Source organism: Bacillus sp. 166amftsu, assembly GCF_900107445.1.
GTDB lineage: Bacteria > Bacillota > Bacilli > Bacillales > Bacillaceae_G > Bacillus_A > Bacillus_A arachidis.
Genome location: NZ_FNQA01000001.1, coordinates 216929 through 239329 on the forward strand (window position 1 = coordinate 216929; position 22401 = coordinate 239329).

The 22401-nt window shown below is 37.4% G+C and carries 21 protein-coding genes; all 21 read right to left on the reverse strand.

Annotated features, from left to right (window positions below):
* Window positions 1-488: 488 nt before the first annotated feature.
* Window positions 489-1268, reverse strand: coding sequence for a GTP-sensing pleiotropic transcriptional regulator CodY (gene codY, locus BLV40_RS01200; RefSeq protein WP_026590320.1), 780 nt, complete (start codon window positions 1266-1268; stop codon window positions 489-491).
* Between the two features lie 77 nt (window positions 1269-1345).
* Window positions 1346-2737 carry an ATP-dependent protease ATPase subunit HslU gene (hslU, locus tag BLV40_RS01205; RefSeq protein ID WP_026590319.1) on the reverse strand — a complete coding sequence of 464 codons (1392 nt, stop codon included), beginning with the start codon at window positions 2735-2737 and terminating at the stop codon, window positions 1346-1348.
* A gap of 22 nt (window positions 2738-2759) precedes the next feature.
* Window positions 2760-3302 carry an ATP-dependent protease proteolytic subunit HslV gene (gene hslV / locus BLV40_RS01210; protein WP_003199482.1) on the reverse strand — a complete coding sequence of 181 codons (543 nt, stop codon included), beginning with the start codon at window positions 3300-3302 and terminating at the stop codon, window positions 2760-2762.
* 42 nt (window positions 3303-3344) lie between these two features.
* Window positions 3345-4244, reverse strand: coding sequence for a tyrosine recombinase XerC (xerC, locus tag BLV40_RS01215; protein WP_090687107.1), 900 nt, complete (start codon window positions 4242-4244; stop codon window positions 3345-3347).
* A 65-nt stretch (window positions 4245-4309) separates the two neighbouring features.
* Window positions 4310-5614 (reverse strand): FADH(2)-oxidizing methylenetetrahydrofolate--tRNA-(uracil(54)-C(5))-methyltransferase TrmFO, encoded by a 1305-nt coding sequence (trmFO, locus tag BLV40_RS01220; RefSeq protein ID WP_026590317.1) that lies wholly within the window; start codon window positions 5612-5614, stop codon window positions 4310-4312.
* A 51-nt stretch (window positions 5615-5665) separates the two neighbouring features.
* Window positions 5666-7744 (reverse strand): type I DNA topoisomerase, encoded by a 2079-nt coding sequence (topA, locus tag BLV40_RS01225; RefSeq protein WP_090687108.1) that lies wholly within the window; start codon window positions 7742-7744, stop codon window positions 5666-5668.
* A gap of 144 nt (window positions 7745-7888) precedes the next feature.
* Window positions 7889-8758, reverse strand: a complete 870-nt coding sequence (dprA, locus tag BLV40_RS01230; RefSeq protein WP_026590315.1) for a DNA-processing protein DprA — start codon at window positions 8756-8758, stop codon at window positions 7889-7891.
* Between the two features lie 89 nt (window positions 8759-8847).
* Entirely contained in the window at window positions 8848-9750 is a 903-nt protein-coding gene (gene sucD, locus BLV40_RS01235) for a succinate--CoA ligase subunit alpha (protein ID WP_026590314.1), read from the reverse strand.
* 19 nt (window positions 9751-9769) lie between these two features.
* A complete protein-coding gene (gene sucC / locus BLV40_RS01240) occupies window positions 9770-10930 on the reverse strand; it encodes an ADP-forming succinate--CoA ligase subunit beta (RefSeq protein WP_026590313.1) in 1161 nt (386 codons plus the stop codon).
* 194 nt (window positions 10931-11124) lie between these two features.
* The gene (locus tag BLV40_RS01245; protein WP_026590312.1) at window positions 11125-11898 is read right to left on the reverse strand and encodes a ribonuclease HII; all 774 of its coding nucleotides are present in this window, start codon (window positions 11896-11898) and stop codon (window positions 11125-11127) included.
* A gap of 55 nt (window positions 11899-11953) precedes the next feature.
* Window positions 11954-12817 carry a ribosome biogenesis GTPase YlqF gene (ylqF, locus tag BLV40_RS01250; RefSeq protein WP_026590311.1) on the reverse strand — a complete coding sequence of 288 codons (864 nt, stop codon included), beginning with the start codon at window positions 12815-12817 and terminating at the stop codon, window positions 11954-11956.
* A gap of 22 nt (window positions 12818-12839) precedes the next feature.
* Window positions 12840-13391, reverse strand: coding sequence for a signal peptidase I (gene lepB, locus BLV40_RS01255; protein WP_026590310.1), 552 nt, complete (start codon window positions 13389-13391; stop codon window positions 12840-12842).
* 101 nt (window positions 13392-13492) lie between these two features.
* Window positions 13493-13837, reverse strand: coding sequence for a 50S ribosomal protein L19 (gene rplS, locus BLV40_RS01260; RefSeq protein WP_017151244.1), 345 nt, complete (start codon window positions 13835-13837; stop codon window positions 13493-13495).
* A gap of 147 nt (window positions 13838-13984) precedes the next feature.
* Window positions 13985-14719: a tRNA (guanosine(37)-N1)-methyltransferase TrmD gene (trmD, locus tag BLV40_RS01265; RefSeq protein ID WP_026590309.1), complete on the reverse strand. Its 735-nt coding sequence runs from the start codon at window positions 14717-14719 to the stop codon at window positions 13985-13987.
* Window positions 14719-15234, reverse strand: a complete 516-nt coding sequence (gene rimM / locus BLV40_RS01270; RefSeq protein ID WP_026590308.1) for a ribosome maturation factor RimM — start codon at window positions 15232-15234, stop codon at window positions 14719-14721. The genes trmD and rimM overlap by 1 nt, the downstream gene beginning before the upstream one ends.
* Before the next feature lie 120 nt (window positions 15235-15354).
* Window positions 15355-15582: a KH domain-containing protein gene (locus tag BLV40_RS01275; protein WP_090687110.1), complete on the reverse strand. Its 228-nt coding sequence runs from the start codon at window positions 15580-15582 to the stop codon at window positions 15355-15357.
* A gap of 14 nt (window positions 15583-15596) precedes the next feature.
* Window positions 15597-15869, reverse strand: coding sequence for a 30S ribosomal protein S16 (gene rpsP / locus BLV40_RS01280; protein WP_026590306.1), 273 nt, complete (start codon window positions 15867-15869; stop codon window positions 15597-15599).
* 101 nt (window positions 15870-15970) lie between these two features.
* On the reverse strand, window positions 15971-17320 hold the full coding sequence (gene ffh, locus BLV40_RS01285; protein WP_026590305.1) for a signal recognition particle protein: 1350 nt from the start codon (window positions 17318-17320) through the stop codon (window positions 15971-15973).
* A 12-nt stretch (window positions 17321-17332) separates the two neighbouring features.
* The gene (locus BLV40_RS01290) at window positions 17333-17665 is read right to left on the reverse strand and encodes a putative DNA-binding protein (RefSeq protein ID WP_026590304.1); all 333 of its coding nucleotides are present in this window, start codon (window positions 17663-17665) and stop codon (window positions 17333-17335) included.
* A gap of 133 nt (window positions 17666-17798) precedes the next feature.
* Window positions 17799-18788: a signal recognition particle-docking protein FtsY gene (gene ftsY, locus BLV40_RS01295; RefSeq protein WP_090687111.1), complete on the reverse strand. Its 990-nt coding sequence runs from the start codon at window positions 18786-18788 to the stop codon at window positions 17799-17801.
* 14 nt (window positions 18789-18802) lie between these two features.
* Entirely contained in the window at window positions 18803-22375 is a 3573-nt protein-coding gene (smc, locus tag BLV40_RS01300) for a chromosome segregation protein SMC (RefSeq protein ID WP_090687113.1), read from the reverse strand.
* Window positions 22376-22401: the final 26 nt, after the last annotated feature.

A 22401-nucleotide genomic window follows, 5' to 3' on the forward strand; every position in this document is an offset into this window, starting at 1 on the left:
GATATCCTCCGTTTACTTCATCTTTAAGCGAAACTACAAGCGTAGCACCAACACTTAAATCAGTAAACGTGTGTACTTTGTACTGACACCACTGCTTACTATATCATAATGAAATTGTACAATCAAGTCGAAAATACGAACAATGTGAAACTTTCTTTTTGATTATGATTCTATTCGTCTTTTTCCTCTTATTCAATGCTATATACATGCAAATTGAAAAGCCTCCAAAATCCTTTCTGTTTAAGTAATAGAGACCATCCTTCTATGCATTGAACCGATTAGACCATCTTCCTGCCTCACCAGAATTTAACACAAACAAAGAACAAGTACTGGTTACCTTTTGTTTTACATTACAGTGGCTTTATATAGTTTCACTTAAAAAATCCTTACCCACAAGAGAAGATAAATATATACTTCGCACAAATTCATAATAAATCTCTCGGAAAATAAAAAATCTCTCCTCATAGAAGGAGAGATTTTTTTGCAAATTAGTTTGTTTTTAATTTAGCAAGTTCATGTAAAAACTTGTCATTTAATACTTTAATGTATGTTCCTTTCATACCTAAAGAACGTGATTCAATAACGCCTGCACTTTCTAATTTACGAAGTGCGTTTACGATTACAGAACGTGTAATCCCTACGCGATCAGCAATTTTACTTGCAACAAGTAAACCTTCTGTTCCGTTTAATTCTTCAAAGATGTGCTCAATAGCTTCTAACTCACTGTAAGATAAAGAGCTAATCGCCATTTGAACAACTGCTTTACTACGAGCTTCTTCTTCGATTTCTTCTGCTTTTTCACGTAAGATTTCCATACCTACTACAGTAGAGCTGTATTCAGCAAGGATTAAATCATCATCTAAGAATTCTTGACCAAGACGAGCTAACACTAGTGTACCTAAACGCTCACCGCCACCAACGATTGGCACGATTGTAGTTAAACCTTGACCAAATAATTCTTTGTTTTCTACAGGGAATGCTGTATACGCGCTATCTACATCTAAGTTTGAAGATGTTTCCGTAATGTTAAATAGGCTTTGTGTATACTCTTCTGGGAATTGACGCTCTGCAAGCATTTGTTTCATACGTTCGTTCTCGATTTGTTGGTGAATTGCATATCCTAATAATTTACCACGGCGACTTACAACGAATACGTTCGCTTCAATTACTTCACACATTGTGTCTGACATTTCTCTAAAGTTTACAGGTTTTCCTGCAGCGCTCTGTAATAACGCATTTAATTTTCTCGTTTTTGCTAATAATTCCATTTCAAAAGTTCCTCCTACATGTTACTCTCATATTTTTTCATCACTTGGAAACTAGGGCGAGTCACCTGATGACACTATTACAAAATAAACTGGCTCACATCTTTATTTTTAGCAATTGTTGCTAATTTCTCCTCTACATATTGAGGTGTTATCGTTATTTTTTCTAACGTAATTTCAGATGCTTCAAACGATAAATCTTCAAGAAGTTTCTCCATAATAGTATGAAGTCTTCTCGCTCCAATATTATCCGTATCTTGATTAACTTGATAAGCAATCTCAGCAATCTTACGAATAGCATCGTCAGAAAATTCAATTTCTATACCTTCAGTTGCTAATAATGCTATATATTGTTTCACTAAAGCATTATCAGGTTCTACAAGAATTTTAACAAAATCATCTACCGATAATTTTGTTAATTCCACTCGGATCGGGAATCTTCCTTGCAGTTCTGGAATCAAATCAGACGGTTTAGACATATGGAAAGCACCAGCCGCAATAAATAAAATATAATCTGTTTTCACCGATCCATATTTCGTTGCAACATTCGATCCTTCGACAATTGGCAAGATATCACGCTGTACACCTTCACGCGATACATCCACGCTATTCGACTGCTTACCAGCAATTTTGTCAATTTCATCAATAAAAATAATCCCGAGCTGTTCAGCACGATAAACAGCCTCTTGTGTAACTTCATCCATATCAATTAAGCGCTGTGCTTCCTCATTTGTCAAGACTTTTCTTGCTTCTTTTACAGAAAGTTTTCGTTTTTTCGTTTTTTTCGGCATAAAACTCCCTAATGCATCTTGGAAATTCATCCCCATTTGTTCCATGCCAGTCCCTTGCAACATATCAAACATCGAAGATTGTTGTTCCGTCACTTCAATCGATACAATTTCATCTTCAAGTAAGCCAGCTGCAAGTTTCTTTTCAACTTCTTGGCGCTTCTTTTCAATTTCTATATTATCGTGTGTTTCAGCTGTCTGATTTGTGTTTTGATTTCCCCCAAACAACATTTCTAACGGATTTTTGAATCCGGATTGTTTTTGCGGACTTGGTACCAAAATTTCAACAAGTCGCTGATTCGCTTGCTCCTCAGCCTTATCTTTAACCTTTACGACCATTTCTTCTTTCACAATGCGAACTGATGTTTCCACAAGGTCACGCACCATCGATTCTACATCTCGGCCGACATATCCAACTTCTGTGAACTTCGTCGCTTCAACCTTAATAAAAGGTGCTCCAACGAGCTTAGCCATTCGTCGCGCTACCTCTGTCTTTCCGACTCCTGTCGGTCCGATCATTAAAATGTTCTTCGGAGCAATTTCATCGCGTAAATCTTCTGCTAGTTTACTGCGGCGATATCGATTTCTAAGCGCTACTGCAACCGCTTTTTTTGCATCTTTTTGACCAATAATATATTGATCCAATTTTTCTACAATTTGACGCGGAGTAAAATGTAAATGCATATAAAATGCCTCCCTTACGATTCTACAATTCTTCCACAATAATATTGTGATTTGTATACACACAAATGTCACCAGCAATTTCTAAACTTGCTTTCGCAATTGCTTTTGCTGTTAAATGTTCACTCGCATGTTGCTTTAAAGCGCGGCCAGCAGCAAGTGCATAATGCCCACCTGAACCGATTGCTAAAATACCGTCATCTGGCTCTATTACTTCTCCTGTTCCCGAAACAAGAAGTAACGTCGTTTGATCCATAACGATTAGCATTGCTTCCAATTGACGTAGCATTTTATCACCACGCCATTGTTTCGCCATTTCGACTGCGGCACGTTGTAGATTCCCATTATACTCTTCTAATTTTCCCTCAAACATTTCAAATAGAGTAAATGCATCTGCAACAGAGCCTGCAAATCCAGCTAACACCTTTCCTTGAAAGAGTTTGCGAACTTTACGTGCTGTATGCTTCATTACAACAGCATTACCAAATGTCACTTGTCCGTCGCCAGCCATAGCACACTCTCCATTATGGTGAATGGCAAATATCGTTGTAGCGTGGAAATTTCCCATAGAAAAAACTCCTTTATATGTTTTTATAGCTTTAAAAGCAATTTATGCCCGCGGGTGATGCTTCATGTAAACAGAACGCAATCTTTCTTTTGAAACATGCGTATAAATTTGTGTCGCTGATAAATTTTCATGCCCCAATAACTCCTGCACAGTTCGTAAATCTGCGCCTTCATCTAACATATGTGTGGCAAATGTATGCCTTAACATATGTGGACTTATTCGCATTGTAAGGGAAGTTTTCTTAATGAGCTCATTTAAAATATAACGCACACCTCGATCTGTTAACGGCGTACCCTTTGCATTTAAAAACACCATTTGAGAGTGTTCCTCTGTTTTTTTAGCTAACTGTTTTCTCCCGTTTTCTATATAAGTAGTTAAAGCATCTTGTGCATAGCTCCCAAACGGAACGTACCTTTGTTTTTTGCCTTTCCCCATCACTAGAATTGTACCTACCGAAAAATCAATATCAGTAAGTTGTAAACTTACACATTCACTCACACGGATCCCTGTTGCATACATTACCTCTAATAAAGCTTGATTTCTTTGACCTAGCGGTGTTTCCATGTCAGAAGCTTCAAACAAATTCTCTAATTCTTCGACGTACAAAAACTTTGGGATTGACCATTCTTTTTTGGGGAGTGACGCAAGTGCAAACGGATTATCTTCTCGATATCCTTCACGCATCAGAAAACGATATAAACTTCGTAAACTTGATACTTTTCTTGCGACAGATTTACGGGCTAACTTTTCATCGTGTAACATTGTTAAGTACAAACGAACATCTACGTATGTAACATCTAAAAAAGAGGATATACCTTCTCGCTCCATAAATTGCACAAAATGTTCTAAATCATTTTGATAACTTGCAATTGTATATTTTGAATAATTTCTTTCAATTTGTAAATATCCAACGAATAATTGTAACAATTTCTTCACATTCATATAACTCACCTCAATAAAGGCTACTAAATCGTATCACAACTCAGTAGCCTTTGCAAGAAATTTAACTAAATATTTACAAAATTTTGAATTGTTTCTAAAGCGCGTGTTGCATACGCTTCATTTCGCTCTTGTTTCTTTTTAATTTTCTTTTCTAACGGTGCAAATAAACCAAAGTTCGCATTCATCGGTTGGAAATTTTTCGCATTTGTTGCAGTGATATAATTCGCCATACTTCCCATTGCAGTTACAGAAGGTAATACAACAGGCTCCTCTCCCTTTACAAGACGAGCTGCATTAATGCCTGCTAACAGACCTGAAGCAGCTGATTCTACATATCCTTCCACACCTGTCATTTGACCTGCAAAGAATAGATCATCACGATGTTTGTATTGATACGTTGGACGAAGTAACTTAGGCGAATTAATAAATGTGTTACGATGCATTACGCCATAGCGTACAATTTCGGCATTTTCTAATCCTGGAATCAACTGCAATATTTCCTTTTGAGGTCCCCATTTTAAATGTGTTTGGAACCCAACAATATTGTATAACGTTCCTGCTGCATCATCTTGACGTAATTGAACAACAGCATACGGTGTTTTTCCTGTTTTTGGATCTTCTAACCCGACTGGTTTCATCGGACCAAATACCAATGTTTGTCTGCCACGGCCAGCCATTACTTCTACAGGCATACACCCTTCAAAGAATACTTCTTTCTCAAACTCTTTTAATGGCACTGTCTCCGCAGCAATTAAAGCATCATAAAAACGATCGAACTCTTCCTCTGTCATCGGGCAGTTCAAATATGCTGCTTCTCCCTTATCATAACGAGATTTTAAATATACTTTGTTCATATCAATGCTATCTTTCTCGACAATCGGTGCAGCAGCATCATAAAAATAAAAATAATCTTCACCAGTTAGTTCTTTCAGCTGTGCAGAAAGACCTGGAGATGTAAGCGGGCCCGTTGCAATAACAGTTGGTCCTTCTGGAATTTCTGTAATTTCCTCGTTCATCACAGTTACGTTTGGATGATTTTTCACATACTCTGTTACTTTTGCTGCGAACTCATGACGATCTACAGCTAACGCTCCTCCTGCTGGCACAGAGCATTCGTCTGCCGCACGAATAATAACAGAATCCATTTGGCGCATTTCTTCTTTAATAACACCAACAGCGTTCGTTAATGTATTTGCACGAAGTGAGTTACTACATACTAACTCAGCAAATTTATCTGTATGATGAGCCGGTGTTTGTCTTACAGGCCTCATTTCATATAAGTTCACTTGGACACCACGTTTTGCAATTTGATAAGCTGCTTCACTCCCTGCAAGACCTGCACCAATGACGTTTACTACTTGTGTTGTCATATATTTTTCACCTTTCCTTTTCTATTCCGAAAAAAATGTGAGCAGTTACGCTCACATTTGTTGTTCCTCTTCATAATCACAAGAAATACATTGTACCTGAACGCCTTTTTTCAATTTCTTCTCTACAAGCATACCTTCACATTTTGGACATTTCCGGCCAATCGGTTTATCCCAAGATACAAAGTCACATTCTGGATATGTGCCGCACCCATAGAAAAGACGCTTCTTTTTATTACTTCGACGTTCAATAATTTGTCCTTTATCACATTTCGGACAAGTTACACCGATTTCTTTCACAATCGGTTTTGTATTTCGACAATCAGGGAAATTTGAGCAAGCCATAAACTTCCCATATTTACCCATTTTAAAGACCATCGGGTGACCACACAACTCACAGTCTTCCCCAGCGGGTTCATCTTTAATTTCAACTTCACGCATTTCCTTTTCCGCTTTTTCTAAACGGGGTTCAAAACCTACGTAGAAATCATTAACAATTTTTACCCAATTTGCTTTCCCCTCTTCTACCTCATCAAGGCTTTGCTCCATGTTGGCAGTAAACTCGATATTAATAATTTCCGGGAAAAACTCTAAAATGAGTTCAATTACAATTTCTCCAAGTTCAGTAGGAACAAATCGTTTATTATCTAATGCAACGTATCCTCGTTTTTGAATCGTCTCGAGTGTCGGTACATAAGTAGACGGTCTCCCAATTCCAAGTTCTTCAAGTGTCCGAACTAAGCGAGCCTCCGTATAACGTGGCGGTGGCTGCGTAAAATGCTGCTTTGGTTCCACATCTTTTGAAAATACCGTTTCTCCTATTTCTAATGGAGGCAACATTTTATCTTTTTCTTCTGCACCATCATCTTTTGACTCTACATATACTTTCATAAATCCTGGGAATTTAACTACTGATCCACTTGCACGGAACTGAACATCATTGTTAATGAGTTTAGCTGTAACGGTATCCATTATAGCAAATGCCATTTGACTTGCAACAAATCGTTCCCAAATCAATTTATACAAACGATGTTGATCACGACTTAAGAAACTTTTCAGTTCCTCTGGCTTTCTCATCACAGAAGTTGGACGAATTGCTTCATGCGCATCTTGTGCATTTGCTTTTTTCGTTTCTTTCTTCTTCTCTGTTCCTATGTATTCCGAACCAAACGCTTCAGTAATGTAAGAACGTGCTTCTTCTTGAGCTGTTTCTGAAATGCGTGTTGAATCTGTTCTCATATACGTAATAAGACCCATAGTTCCTTGCTTACCAATATCTATCCCTTCATAAAGCTGTTGTGCAAGCATCATTGTCTTCTTCGCCCGCATATTTAATTTGCGCGCCGCCTCTTGCTGCAAGGAAGACGTTGTAAATGGTAATGCAGGATTCCGTTTTCGCTCTTTTTTCGTTACATCTTCAACTGAGAACGCATTGTCCTTCATTTTTTCAATTATTTCTTTTACTTGCGTCTCATTTGTTAGCTGAACTTTTTCACCGTTCACACCGTAAAATGACGCTTCAAATGTTTCTTTTCCTTTTACAAATTCTGTTTTAATTGTCCAGAATTCTTCAGGAATAAAACTTTGAATCTCCTTTTCACGCTCAATTATTAAGCGAACTGCTACAGATTGTACGCGTCCTGCGCTTAATCCCTTTTTGACTTTCTTCCATAATAAAGGACTAATATTATAACCAACAAGTCGATCAAGTATCCGCCTTGCTTGTTGCGCATCTACTAAATCCATATTGATTGCACGAGGATGTTTAAATGACTCTTTAATTGCATCTTTTGTAATTTCATTAAATACAACCCGACAATCTGATTCAACATCTACATTCAACGTATTCGCTAAATGCCAAGCGATTGCTTCTCCCTCGCGGTCTGGATCGGCTGCGAGATAGACTTTTTTCACTTTTTTTGCTGCTGATTTTAAATCTTTTAAAACAGGACCTTTACCACGAATGGTAATGTATTTCGGATTGAAGTTATTTTTGACTTCTATCCCCATCTGACTTTTTGGTAAATCGCGAACATGTCCCATAGACGCGACGACTTTGTATTTTTTTCCTAAATATTTCTCAATGGTTTTCGCCTTAGAAGGCGACTCCACGATTACGAGGTAATCTGACATGCTAGTGCCTCCTTAAGAGGTGGATTCAAGTCTTCATTAATCTTATTGATTTCTCTTGTTTTTGTCAATCAAGAATGAGTATACCATACAGTGATAGTCTACCATTTGTCAATAATTGTTTAATAAAAACATAAAAATATAAGGTTAAATTAAAAATTCCTCGAGAATATCCTCCGCTTTCTGCACAAGTTTCGCGCCTTGCTGAATAAGCTGATTTGTCCCTGCTGAACTTTCCTTAAATATGGGGCCAGGAAGCGCAAATACTTCTCTATTTTGCTCTAAAGCGAAATCTGCAGTAATAAGTGATCCACTTCTTGATTTTGCCTCTACAACTAAAACACCTTTACAAAGTCCACTTATAATTCGATTTCTTTTTGGGAAATACCATTTTCGTGGAGGGTAATGAGGTGGATATTCGGTTAATAGCAACATATGTTTTTTCCACATATTATAAAAATAATTACTTTCTTTTGGATACATATACTGTAACCCATGTCCTAATACAGCAATAGTTGAACTTTGTTGATGCACTGTAATTTCGTGGGCGATTGTATCAATTCCACTTGCAAAGCCGCTCACAATTAACCAGTCTTTGTATATCAGCGGTTGTAAAATAGATTGTATGCTATCTTTTCCATATAAAGACGGTTTTCTTGTTCCCACTACAGCTATTTTGTTTGCTTTATTAAGAAACTTCCTTTGCCCTTTTCCGTATAAAACAAAGGGAGGATTCGGTATTTCACGCAACAACTTCGGGTAATCCTCATCCCATATTGTAATATAAAAAATATGATTTTTTTCTAAATGGCGTATACATTGCGAAGGGGTAGTTGTTTGTAAGAAGCTAACTAATTCTGAAGATTTTTTCGAAGTTAACCCAGTATATTTTTCCAATTCCATCGCACTAAAACTATACAGTTTTTTTACCTCTGGATCAATATATAATAAGCGAGTTAATGCTTTCCAATGATCTGCTAACACATAATGAAGATGGAGCAATCGTTCCTTTTTCATAACTATTCTCCTCACCCATAATTTTTATTATGTTAACTGTAAAAAATGTAAAAAGACACCCTCTAGCACGAAGGTGTCTTTCAAAAAGATTAATAGTTTTTACAAGTTTCAAATAATCCCTTTTCTTTTAAAACAGAGATTAAAGTTTCACCCATAACAGCTGGTGTTTCAGCAACTTTGATACCACAAGCTTCCATTGTTTTAATTTTTTCAGCAGCTGTACCTTTTCCACCAGAAATAATGGCACCAGCATGGCCCATACGTTTCCCTGCAGGCGCTGTTTGACCACCGATAAATCCAACAACAGGTTTTGTCATATTTGCTTTTACCCACTCAGCAGCTTCTTCTTCTGCTGTTCCACCGATTTCACCAATCATAATAACAGCATGTGTTTCCTCATCTTCATTAAACGCTTTTAACGCATCGATAAAGTCTGTACCATTAACAGGGTCACCACCGATACCTACAGCAGTTGATTGACCAATGCCCTCTTGTGTTAATTGATGTACAGCTTCATATGTCAATGTACCAGATCGAGATACAATACCTACATGACCTTTTTTATGAATATATCCTGGCATAATCCCAATCTTACATTCATCAGGTGTAATTACACCCGGACAGTTCGGTCCAAGTAAACGTGTCTGTTTACCTACCATATATTTTTTTACTTTTACCATATCTAATACAGGGATTCCTTCTGTAATACATACTACTAAATCAATCTCTGCATCAACAGCTTCCATAATTGCATCAGCCGCAAAAGCGGGTGGAACGTATACAACTGAAGCGTTTGCTCCCGTTGCTTTTACAGCATCTTCTACTGTATTAAAGACAGGTACGCCTTCAATTGCAGTGCCACCCTTACCAGGTGTTACACCACCGACAATTTTCGTACCGTATTCAATCATTTGCTTTGTATGGAATAAACCTTGTGAACCCGTAATACCTTGTACAATAACTTTTGTATCTTTATTAACTAATACGCTCATTTTTCTCCCCCGCTTTCTATTAGCCCACTAGTGAAACAATTTTTTGTGCACCGTCTGCCATAGATTCTGCTGCAACAATATTTAAACCAGATTCATTTAAAATCTTCTTCCCTAATTCAACATTTGTACCTTCAAGACGAACAACAAGTGGTAATTCAAGACCTACTTGTTTCGTTGCTTCAATAACACCTTCTGCGATTACGTCACATTTCATAATGCCACCAAAAATGTTAACGAAAATACCTTTTACATTTTTGTCAGAAAGAATAATTTTGAAAGCTTCTGTTACTTTTTCAGCTGTAGCACCGCCACCAACATCTAAGAAGTTAGCTGGATCACCATGATAATGTTTAATGATATCCATTGTTGCCATTGCTAACCCTGCACCATTTACCATACAACCAATATTTCCATCTAAAGGAATATAGTTTAAGTCATATTTAGAAGCTTCGATTTCTTTTGGATCTTCTTCTTCAAGATCACGAAGTTCTAAAATATCTTTATGACGATATAATGCATTAGAATCAAAGTTTAATTTTGCATCTAATGCCATTACTTTCCCGTCACCTGTTGTAACAAGTGGATTGATTTCTGCAATAGAACAATCTTTTTCGATATAAGCACGATATAAGCCCATCATAAACTTCACAGCTTGTCCTACAAGCTCATTTGGAATATTGATGTTAAATGCAATGCGGCGTGCTTGGAAGCCTTGCAGACCTACTGCTGGATCGATATACTCTTTAAAGATTTTTTCTGGTGTTTTCTCTGCTACTTCTTCAATTTCTGTGCCGCCTTCTTCAGAAGCCATTAGAACAACTTGAGAAGTCGCACGGTCTAAAACTAGACCAACATAATATTCTTTTTTAATATCGCAACCTTCTTCGATAAGTAAGCGTTTTACTTCCTTACCTTCAGGACCTGTTTGATGTGTAACAAGCGTAGTACCTAAAATACTTTCCGCATATGTACGAACTTCATCTAAATTTTTCGCAACTTTTACACCGCCAGCTTTGCCGCGTCCACCAGCGTGAATTTGTGCTTTCACTACACATACATCTGTTCCCAATTCTTTCGCTGCTTCTACAGCTTCTTCTACTGTAAAGGCAACTTTTCCGTTCGGAACGCTAACCCCATAGCTTCTAAGGACTGCCTTACCTTGGTACTCATGGATATTCATGGTCCCATCCTCCCCTGTTTTCCTGTTTTACTCAAAAAGTTTTTTAATGTTTAAAAAACACTACATTGCCATTGTATAAAATGATTGCCACGCTGTCTACAATAAAGTGTCAGAAAACTGAAATCGCTTTATTCTTTTTTGAAAATAGTAATGTTAATATGCGAAAATAAAAAAATAAACTGTGAATTCACAGTTTATTTTTCAATCATATCTTTAATCGGGGCAAATGTTTTTCGGTGTTCTTCTAATACACCATATGTTTCAATCGCTTGTAAGTGTTGTTTCGTTCCATACCCCATATGCTGTTCAAAACCATATTCAGGATGTTCCTTACCTAGCTCCTTCATCATACGATCACGTGTGACTTTCGCAATTATGGAAGCAGCCGAGATAGAAATACTTTTGGCATCTCCTTTAATAATAGACGTTTGTGGAATTTGAGTAGGAAGTTTCATTGCATCAATTAATAAATGATCTGGTGTACATGATAAATTCGCAATCGCATCTAACATTGCTCGTTTTGTTGCTTGATAAATATTTATCTCATCAATAACCTGAGGTGATACAATTCCAACACCAATCGCTATTGCCTTTTCTCTAATTTCATTATAGAAACGCTCACGTTTCGCTTCACTTAGCTTTTTAGAGTCATTTAACCCTGGCACATAGAAATCCTCCGGAAGAACGACAGCAGCCGTAACAACAGGCCCAGCTAGTGGTCCCCTCCCTACTTCATCAATCCCCGCAATATAGGAGAGCCCCCGTTCACGCAATGCTTGTTCATATTTAGACATCTCTAAAAATTGTTCTCTTTCTTTTTGTACCAGTTCTTTTTGTTTATGCCATTTCACAATTAATTTTTGAACACCTTTTCGTTCATCTTGCGTCAACATTTGAAAACGTTCATCTTCTTCATTCGTAATCTCTTGTAGTATACTTTCCACTTCTTGTATCGTAATTTTTTGCATTAGTGTACACTCCTTTTAAACATAACCAAAAAGAAAAGACGCACAAACGCACGTCTTATACCTCTTCTACAAATTCATCTGGTGTTTCAAATGTCATTTTTCCGAGTTTACCACCCCGAAGTTCTCGCAGAACAAGTTCTGATGTTTTATCATAATCAACAAGGCCACCGCCCATTAAACAGCCTCTGTTCTTTCCGATTGCATCAAATAATTCTACAATATCTTCTGGAATTACATTTAATTTATAACGCTCTTGCAAACGTTCTGGGTAATATTTTTCCATAAAGCGAAGTGCATAAACCGCTACATCCTGCAAGTTTAAAATAGAGTCTTTAATTGCACCAGTCGTTGCAAGGCGAAGTCCTACTAACTCATCTTCAAATTTTGGCCATAAAATACCTGGCGTGTCTAACAGTTCCATCTCTTTACCCACTTTAATCCATTGCTGAGCTGTTGTAACACCTGGGCGATCGCCTGTTTTCGCGATGTTTTTCTTGGCTAATTTATTAATTAACGTAGATTTTCCAACGTTCGGAATCCCAACGATTAATGCGCGAATTGCTCTTGGTTTAATCCCTTTCGCAATCATTTTATCAAACTTTTCTTTTACAAGTACTTTACATGCTGCCGTAATTTCTTTCATACCTTGTCCAGCTTGTGCATTAATTGAAATTGCTTTATGACCTCTCTCTTCAAAGTAAACAATCCATTGCTTAGTTAAACGATCATCTGCCATATCAGCTTTATTTAAAACAACCAATCTTGGTTTATGTGTAATAATTTCATCAATCATCGGATTTCGGGAAGATAAAGGTAAACGAGCATCTACAAGTTCAATTACAACATCGATTAACTTTAACTTCTCTGTTACTTGGCGCCTCGCTTTTGCCATATGCCCTGGAAACCATTGGATTGCCATGTTGCCACCTTCTTTTTCTCATTTATTTCACAATACGTGCATCTTTTAATGGCCAATATAACGTATTCGCTTTCCCAATTACTTGGTCCATCGAAATCGTTCCAATGGTACGACTATCTTTACTAAAACGACGATTGTCACCTAGTACAAATAATTGACCTTTTGGAACTGTTTTTTTACCTGTGATTTCTTCAAGTTTGAAATCATATGTAAGTGGTCCATCAGTAAGTTGTTTTTTCTGCTTGTCTAAATACGGTTCCTCATAAGGTTTTCCGTTAATATAGAGTTTATCATTACGATACTCAATCTCATCGCCTGGTAAGCCGATAACACGTTTAATATAATCTTTTTCCTCTGTCGCTCGGAATACAATGATATCAAAATGCTTCGGTTCTCCAATGTGATAGCCGATTTTATTAACAATCATTCGATCACGGTCATGTAGCGTCGGTGACATTGATACGCCATCTACAAGAATTGGCGCAAAGAAAAACTGCCTAATGACACCAGCCAACACAACAGCAATCAAAATTGCTTTTATCCATTCCCAAAGGGAACTCTTCTCTTTCTTCATGCATTTCCCCTCCACAATTTTGTAAGCTGTCCGTATTATATCAAAATTTCATATAGATTGGAAAAAGGGAGCTTGTGCATTTACAAGCTCCCATACATGTCTTATCGAATTTCTTTAATACGTGCTGCTTTACCGCGAAGGTTACGTAAGTAGTATAACTTAGCACGACGTACTTTACCACGGCGAAGTACTTCGATTTTCGCGATTCTTGGTGTGTGAATTGGGAATGTACGTTCAACACCTACACCGTAAGAAATCTTACGAACTGTGAACGTTTCACTAATTCCGCCACCACGACGTTTAATTACAACACCTTCAAAAAGCTGAATTCTCTCACGAGTACCCTCAACTACTTTTACGTGTACACGTAAAGTGTCACCAGGACGGAATGAAGGTAGGTCAGTTTTTAATTGGCCTTTTGTAATTTCTGCGATTAATTGTTGCATATTCAATTCTCTCCTTTAAACAGATGCTCTTATAAAGTCATTAATAAATTACAGCGGAACATCGTTAATACGGCTACTGCTTTCAGTAGCACAAATGTTATAATAGCACATTGCTAGGCCTGTTGCAATAGAAAATATATGCAGTTGTTATTGTTCTTCTTTAATCTGCTCAAGCCATTTTTCTTCTTGCTTTGACAACTCACGTTCTTCAAGTAAATCCGGTCTACGCGTATATGTGCGGCGCAATGATTCCTTATGACGCCATTCTTCAATATTCTTATGATTTCCTGACATGAGTACATCCGGTACCTTCATACCACGAAAATCGCCTGGACGTGTATAATGTGGATGTTCCAATAAGCCCGTACTAAAAGAATCTTCCACTTGTGAGTTTTGATTTCCAAGCACTCCTGGCAAAAGACGCACAACACTATCCGTAATAACCATAGATGCTAATTCTCCACCCGTTAACACATAATCACCAATAGAAATCTCATCTGTTACAAGATGTTCGCGAATCCGTTCATCATATCCTTCATAATGACCACACACAAAAATAACATGTTCTTCCCCAGCAAGCTCTTCTGCCTTTTTCTGGGTAAATCGTTCTCCTTGCGGGCACATTAATACAACTCTTGGTTTACATTCTGTTTCTTTCGTTAATTCTTCTACAGCATCAAAAATGGGTTGCGGAGTTAAAACCATACCTGCACCTCCGCCGTACGGATAATCATCCACACTGTTATGCTTACTTGTTGTATAGTCACGGAAATTTACAACCCTCAGCTTAACTGCTTCTTTTTCTTGCGCTTTTTTTAAAATTGAAGATCCAAATACACCAGTGAACATATCTGGAAATAATGTTAAAATATCAATTTTCATTATAGCAATCCTTCCATCACATGAATGGTTACTAGTTTATTTTCGATGTTAACTTGCAGTACAACATCATCAATATATGGAATTAAAAGATCTTGTCCTTTTGGACGTTTAATTACCCATACATCATTTGCACCAGGAGATAGAATTTCTTTTATCGTCCCTAACGCCTCTCCATCCTCTGTTACAACTTTACAACCAATAATTTCATGGTAATAATACTCACCTTCAGCAAGTTCACCTAATTGATCTTCTGGTACTTTTAATAGAGACCCTTTAAATTTCTCTACTTCATCCACGTTGTTATATCCTTCAAATGTCAATAAATCAAATGTTTTATGTTGACGATGAGAAGTGATTTTTACCGGAAGCGGTTCCGCTCCTTTATCGCTCCATATGTATAGTGTATTTCCTACCTGATATCGTTCTTCTGGAAAATCAGTACGAGAAATGACACGAATTTCTCCTCTAACACCATGAGTATTTACAATTTTTCCTACGTTAAACCATTTTGTCATAAACAGCATGTCACCCCTGTTTTCTATATAATTTAAGCATCTCCATTCCATATGTAGAACATGCAACTTCTCTTAAAATGTTAAAAAAGGGAGAGGAATAGATCCTCGCCCTTTTCATATTTATTGAATTTCCAGTGTAACTTTTTCATGATTATGATGTCCCACTGAATACAAGAGCATTCGAATTGCTTTCGCAACTCGCCCTTGCTTTCCAATGACTTTTCCAACATCCTCAGGATGTACGGTTAATCGATATTTTATCTCTCCGTTGCAAAGTTCCTGTGTAACCTTTACATCTTCAGGATGATCTACAAGAGGCTTGACGATCGTTACGATTAACCCTTTCATAGCCATTACCTCAATTACTTACCTTGTTTAGATAAGTGGAATTTCTCCATAATGCCTTGGCTAGAGAAAAGATTACGAACTGTATCAGATGGTTTCGCACCGTTTCCTAACCATTTTAATGCTGCTTCTTCGTTGATTTTCACTTCAGCTGGTTGAGCAACTGGATTGTAAGTACCGATTTCCTCGATGAAACGTCCGTCACGAGGAGAACGAGAATCTGCAACAACTACACGATAGAAAGGAGTCTTTTTAGCTCCCATACGTTTTAAACGAATTTTAACTGCCATTTATAAAGCACCTCCGAATTTATTTCACACAGATAATTATATTAGCAAAAAGACTATTGCTTTGTAAAGTATTTTTTCTTAACAGAGCCATCTTTTTTTCCTTACATAAATGGAAACTTCAATCCACCTAGTCCTTTTTTCTTACCTTTTTGCATGCCTGTCATCGTCTTCATCATTTTTTTCATATCTTCAAACTGTTTCAATAGACGATTGATTTCTTGTACGGTTGTACCGCTACCTTTGGCAATGCGTTTTTTACGACTAGCATTGATTATTTCCGGTTGTTCGCGTTCTACTTTTGTCATAGAACGGATAATAGCTTCAATATGCCCAATTTGCTTTTCATCAACTTGTGCATTTTTCAGCCCTTTGATTTTATTTGCACCTGGAAGCATCCCTAGCAATTCATCAAGCGGTCCAAGTTGACGCACTTGTCCAAGTTGCTCAAGGAAATCATCAAGTGTAAACGAAAGCGTACGCATTTTTTGCTCAAGTTCTTTTGCTTTTTCTTCATCAACTGTGGCTTGCGCCTTTTCAATTAATGTTAGAACGTCACCCATCCCTAAAATACGAGATGCCATACGTTCAGGATGGAATGCTTCAAGTGCATCTAACTTTTCGCCCATACCAGCAAATTTAATTGGTGTGTTTGTTACTGCTTTAATAGATAATGCTGCACCACCGCGCGTATCACCATCTAATTTTGTTAATACAACACCTGTTAAACCTAACTGTTCATGGAAGCTTTGTGCAACATTGACCGCATCTTGTCCTGTCATCGCATCGACAACCAGGAAAATTTCATCCGGCTTAGCAACTTCTTTTACTTTCGCTAATTCATCCATTAGTTCTTCATCAATATGCAGACGACCTGCTGTATCGATTAAAACATAATCATGATGATCTTCTTTTGCTTTTGCAATCGCTTGTTTTGCAATTTCAACAGGACTTACTTGATCTCCTAATGAGAATACAGGCATATCCAATTGCTTTCCTAGTGTTTCAAGCTGTTTAATCGCTGCTGGACGGTAAATATCAGCTGCAACAAGCATTGGTTTACGATTATGCTTTTTACGAAGCAAATTCGCAAGTTTACCTGTCGTTGTTGTTTTACCTGCTCCTTGAAGTCCAACCATCATAATAACAGTTGGAGGCTTATTAGCGACAGCAATTTTACTTTGCTCTCCACCCATAAGTTCTGTCAGTTCTTCCTGTACAACTTTAATTACTTGTTGTCCAGGTGTCAAACTCTTCATCACATCTTGTCCGACAGCACGCTCAGACACACGCTTTACAAAATCTTTTACTACTTTAAAGTTAACATCCGCTTCTAAAAGAGCTAGACGAACTTCTCTCATCATTTCTTTTACATCGGCTTCGGAAACTTTTCCTTTGCCGCGGATTTTTTGCATCGTCTGTTGAAGTCGGTCGGCTAATCCCTCAAATGCCATATTGCCGCCCTCCTAATCTAATTTTTCGATAGCTTCAACAACTTGTTTCATTTCTTCATTCACATGCTCTTCTTCGCCGATTAGCTGTTTTAGCTTTGCAACAAGTCGCTTTCGCTCTTGAAACTTTTGAAGTAATACTAATTTTTCTTCATATTCTTCAAGCATCGCTTCAGTCCGTTTAATGTTATCATACACTGCTTGGCGACTCACATCAAATTCTTCCGCAATTTCACCAAGAGATAAATCATCTAAATAATAAAGCGACATATAACTTCTTTGTTTTTGCGTTAACAACGATTGGTAAAAATCAAACAAATAATTCATTCTCGTTGTTTTTTCGAGCATGTTGGATCATCCTTTGTTAAGTGATTTCCCTTTACATGGATTAGTTTACATGGAGTCTAAAAGAGTGTCAAGTTTTTTTCTTAACATCCTATATTTTTTATAAAAAAGAAGCGATAACACCGCTTCTTCCACTTTATATTTCTTCTTTTTCTACTAAATTTGCAAATAAACCATACACATATTGTTCTGGATCAAATTGTTGTAAGTCGTCCATTTGTTCTCCAAGCCCAACAAATTTCACTGGTACGTCCATCTCATTACGAATTGCTAATACAATACCACCTTTAGCCGTTCCGTCTAATTTTGTTAAAACAATACCTGTAACATTTGTTGCTTCACGGAATGTTTTTGCTTGACTTAAACCATTTTGTCCAGTCGTTGCATCAATGACAAGCAACACTTCATGAGGAGCACCTGGAATTTCACGCTCAATGACACGTTTTACTTTTTCTAACTCTTTCATTAAGTTCACTTTATTTTGCAGGCGTCCTGCTGTATCACATAGCAAGACATCTGCTTTACGCGCTTTTGCAGCTTGAACTGCATCATACATAACAGCTGCTGGATCAGAACCAGATCCTTGTTTAATTACTTCCACACCAACACGCTCTCCCCATACTTCTAGCTGTTCAATCGCTCCTGCACGGAACGTATCTCCTGCTGCTAATAGGACAGACTTGCCTTCTGATTTAAACTTATGAGCCATTTTACCAATTGTTGTCGTTTTCCCAACACCATTAACACCAACAAATAAAATAACCGTTAATTGATCTTGTTGCATATTCAGTTCATTACTGAAGTCCTTATCACCTTTGTAAATCCCTACTAATTTTTCAGAAATAACAGCTTGTACTTCTTTTGGATCTTGAATATTACGACGTTGTACTTCTTCCTTCAGCTGATCGATAAGCTCCATTACAGTTGTAATACCAACATCTGCACCAATTAAAATCTCTTCTAATTCTTCAAAGAAATCCTCATCAACTTTACGATAACGATATACTAGATCATTTACTTTATCCGCAAATGAATTTCTTGTTTTTTCTAATCCTTGCTTAAATTTTTCAGTTACAGTATCTGTTTGCTTTGAAATCTTTTCTTTTAATTTTTTAAAGAAACTCATTCTTCTCATCCTTCCTATTCACTTGTAACAAGTTCTTCTTCCCCGTCACCTAAACGAACGGAAACAAGCTTAGAAACACCTGATTCTTGCATTGTCACCCCGTACAGTACATCCGATTCTTCCATCGTACCTTTTCGATGTGTAATAACAATAAACTGCGTTTCATCACTAAACTTTTTCAAATACTGCGCAAAACGACCTACATTTGCTTCATCAAGCGCCGCTTCAACCTCATCTAGTACACAGAACGGAACAGGTCGCACTTTTAAAATACCAAATAGCAGTGCAATTGCGGTTAAAGCACGTTCTCCACCTGAAAGCAAACCTAGATTTTGTAGTTTCTTACCTGGTGGCTGCGCAACAATATCAATGCCCGTATTTAATAAATCTTCCGGATTTGTCATCACTAAGTCTGCTCTTCCCCCGCCGAACAACTCACAGAAAACGGATTGAAACTCCATACGAATTGCTTGGAATGTAGTAGAGAAACGTTTTTTCATTTCCTCATCCATTTCCATAATAACTTGGTGCAATGTCGCTTTTGCTTCCTCTAAATCGTCTCGCTGTTCTAACAAGAACTCATGTCGTTCCGCTACACGTTCGTACTCCTCAATCGCCCCTAAGTTTACGGTTCCGAGTTCCTCAATAGATACTTTAATTAATTTCACCTTTTTACGCGCATCCTCAGCAGGCATCGTCATTGTATATTTCAGTTTTGCTGCTTCAAATGAAATCGTATACGTTTCGCGTAAATGTTGCAATCTATTTTCTAATTCAACATCGAGACGATTGATTTTCACTTCTTGATCTTTTAAGACCTCAAGAACATATTTATGTCGTCCTTTCGTCTCTTTTACTTCACGCTCTATATGTTCTACCCGTTCTTGAAGAGTCAGACGTTGCTCACGACGAGAACTAATTAATTCCGATGTTTGATTTCGATCGTGTGCTTTCTTTTCAATCATATTCGTAATTTGCTCTTCACCGCTTGAATTGGATGTCATTTCTTGCTTTAAGAACGCTAAATCTTCTTTTGTTTTTACCAATGTTCGCTCTGTTTCTTCTTGTTCTTTCGTTAAACGAGCTACTTTCTCCTTTTGATTAGACAAACGTTGCTGCTGTTCTGCCGCTTGTACTTTTAGCTCCGTCATCTCTGTCTGAACTTTTTCTCTTGAAGAATGCTGCTCACTTTTTTGCTTGGTTAAAGCAATAATTCTTTCATCAAGCTCTGTGATATCTTTTTGAAGCTCTGCTAAAATTCCATCCAACTCTTGTTTTCGCCCTTGCATTTTCACTTGATCTTGTAAAAATCCTTCTATTTCTAAATCATAGATGGATAAACGGTCATTAATGCGATGCTCTTCTAGCTCTAGTTGATTAATTTCTTCTTTTAATTTTTGTTCAACGACACGCTCTTGTTCCGCATCGTGACGTAATTCTTTTATCTTAACTTCTTTTTCTTGAATTTCTTGTTTTAACGCTTTAACGAAGTTTTCTAACTTAGAAGTTTTTTCTTCCATTTCAGCAAGTTTCTTGCTCCACTCTTCTAATTCTCGCTGGCGTCCTAATAAGGATGATTTAGCTTGCTTCACAGCTCCACCAGTCATAGAACCGCCTGGATTCACAACATCACCTTCAACCGTTACAATACGGTAACGATATTGCAATTGCTTTGCTAGTTCATTCGCACCTCTTAAATCTTTAGCAACAATGACTGTTCCTAATAAATTTGAAATTATGTTTTCATATCTATTATCGTAATGCACGAGTTCCGCTGCCACACCTACAAACGCTTGATGTTGCTTTACCATGCGTAGTTGTTCAATTGATAACGATCTTCCTTTAACAACTGCCTGCGGTAAAAACGTTGCACGCCCATGGCGATTTTGCTTCAAAAAGGCAATTGCCTTGCGGGCATGCTCTTCCGTTTGAACAACAACGTGTTGCATCGCTGCGCCCAGTGCAATCTCCATAGCAACTTCATATTCTTTCGGTACCGTAAGTAGTTCAGCTACCGCACCTTCAATACCTTGAAGCTTGTTTTCACGAGCTTTTAATACTTCACGCACTCCCTGATAGAATCCAGAGTAATCTTCTTGCATCTCTTCTAGCATTTCTTTTCGAGAACGAGCTTGTTGAACAAATTGATATGCTTGATACAATTTTGTTTCATTTTCACTATATTGCGCCTTACATTTTCCAAGTGCCGATTCTGTTTTTTGTATATTTGTAATAACACTTGTAACTTTCTCTTTTACTTGTTCATAACCCTCTACAAGTTTTGCCTTTTTAGCTGTAATTTGCAGGCGCATTTGTACATACTTTTCATTTTCTTCATCAAGGCGTTGATTTTTAGAATTTTGTTGTTTGAATTGTTCCTCAAGCATAGATAGTTCATTACGGTTACTTGCTTGTTGATTTAACAATTCAATATAATCACCTTTTAAATGTTCAATTTGCTCTTCCAGGTCTTCCGCATATGTAGAAAGAAGTTTCTCATTTTCATGTAGCTTCTGTTCTAACTCTTTTACCTGATTCGCAAATTTCATAAGTTCTTCTGTACTTGTTTCTATTTCTCCATCGTAAATCTTAGCTTTCTCTGTCAACTCAATAATTAACTGCTCAAGCTGCGCGCAATGCGTTGTTGCATTTTGCTTTCGTTCCTTTAATAATTCACGCTGACCTTCTAATTTTTCTAACTCTTTACTAGAAAGAAGGAGAACTTCTTGCAAGGAATCTACAGATTCATCAATCGCTTGCAATTGTCCGCGCAATTCCTCGAGCTCTGTTTCACTTTTTTGTAAATGCGTTGACATTTTTACTTCTTCATCTTTATTATGTCCAAACTGCTTTCTAAGCGCTTCCCATTTTTCATGTAATTCTTCAATCTCATATACAATAAGAGCGGCTTCAACTTTTTCTAATTCTTCTTTTTTCTCAAGATAATCTTTCGCAATAGAAGCTTGTCGTTCAAGCGGTTCTACTTGACTACTTAATTCGTGAATAATATCTTGCACACGATTTAAATTTTCTTGTGTTTCTCCTAATTTCCCTTCAGCTTTCTTTTTACGAAGCTTATATTTTAATACGCCTGCCGCTTCTTCAAACACACCACGACGTTCTTCAGATTTACTGCTCAAAATTTCTTCTACTTTCCCTTGGCTAATAATCGAGAAAGCTTCTCGTCCCATACCAGAATCCATAAATAAATCAACAATATCTTTTAGTCGACAAGATTGCTTGTTAATAAAAAAATCACTATCTCCCGAGCGAGTAACACGACGTGTAACACTCACCTCATTATACTCAATTGGTAAACGCTGATCTTCATTATTTAATGTTAATGTTACCTCTGCAACATTAACTGCTTTTCGTGTATCGCTTCCCGCAAAAATAATATCCTCCATTTTTGCACCGCGTAATGATTTTGCAGATTGTTCACCAAGCACCCAGCGAATTGCATCTGTAATATTACTCTTTCCGCTTCCATTGGGACCAACTACAGAGGTTACACCTGGGACGAAATCAACAGATACACGCTCCGCAAAGGATTTAAATCCTACTATTTCTAATCTCTTTAAAAACACGAAAGGCCTTCCCCCTATTCTCCGTT

Coding starts and splice junctions, on each gene's coding strand:
- codY (WP_026590320.1), bottom strand. CDS start 1,268: ATGGAATTATTAGCAAAAACGAGAAAATTAAATGCGTTATTACAGAGC.
- hslU (WP_026590319.1), bottom strand. CDS start 2,737: ATGCATTTACATTTTACTCCGCGTCAAATTGTAGAAAAATTGGATCAA.
- hslV (WP_003199482.1), bottom strand. CDS start 3,302: ATGGGAAATTTCCACGCTACAACGATATTTGCCATTCACCATAATGGA.
- xerC (WP_090687107.1), bottom strand. CDS start 4,244: ATGAATGTGAAGAAATTGTTACAATTATTCGTTGGATATTTACAAATT.
- trmFO (WP_026590317.1), bottom strand. CDS start 5,614: ATGACAACACAAGTAGTAAACGTCATTGGTGCAGGTCTTGCAGGGAGT.
- topA (WP_090687108.1), bottom strand. CDS start 7,744: ATGTCAGATTACCTCGTAATCGTGGAGTCGCCTTCTAAGGCGAAAACC.
- dprA (WP_026590315.1), bottom strand. CDS start 8,758: ATGAAAAAGGAACGATTGCTCCATCTTCATTATGTGTTAGCAGATCAT.
- sucD (WP_026590314.1), bottom strand. CDS start 9,750: ATGAGCGTATTAGTTAATAAAGATACAAAAGTTATTGTACAAGGTATT.
- sucC (WP_026590313.1), bottom strand. CDS start 10,930: ATGAATATCCATGAGTACCAAGGTAAGGCAGTCCTTAGAAGCTATGGG.
- BLV40_RS01245 (WP_026590312.1), bottom strand. CDS start 11,898: ATGCAAAAAATTACGATACAAGAAGTGGAAAGTATACTACAAGAGATT.
- ylqF (WP_026590311.1), bottom strand. CDS start 12,817: ATGGCAATCCAATGGTTTCCAGGGCATATGGCAAAAGCGAGGCGCCAA.
- lepB (WP_026590310.1), bottom strand. CDS start 13,391: ATGAAGAAAGAGAAGAGTTCCCTTTGGGAATGGATAAAAGCAATTTTG.
- rplS (WP_017151244.1), bottom strand. CDS start 13,837: ATGCAACAATTAATCGCAGAAATTACAAAAGGCCAATTAAAAACTGAC.
- trmD (WP_026590309.1), bottom strand. CDS start 14,719: ATGAAAATTGATATTTTAACATTATTTCCAGATATGTTCACTGGTGTA.
- rimM (WP_026590308.1), bottom strand. CDS start 15,234: ATGACAAAATGGTTTAACGTAGGAAAAATTGTAAATACTCATGGTGTT.
- BLV40_RS01275 (WP_090687110.1), bottom strand. CDS start 15,582: ATGAAAGGGTTAATCGTAACGATCGTCAAGCCTCTTGTAGATCATCCT.
- rpsP (WP_026590306.1), bottom strand. CDS start 15,869: ATGGCAGTTAAAATTCGTTTAAAACGTATGGGAGCTAAAAAGACTCCT.
- ffh (WP_026590305.1), bottom strand. CDS start 17,320: ATGGCATTTGAGGGATTAGCCGACCGACTTCAACAGACGATGCAAAAA.
- BLV40_RS01290 (WP_026590304.1), bottom strand. CDS start 17,665: ATGCTCGAAAAAACAACGAGAATGAATTATTTGTTTGATTTTTACCAA.
- ftsY (WP_090687111.1), bottom strand. CDS start 18,788: ATGAGTTTCTTTAAAAAATTAAAAGAAAAGATTTCAAAGCAAACAGAT.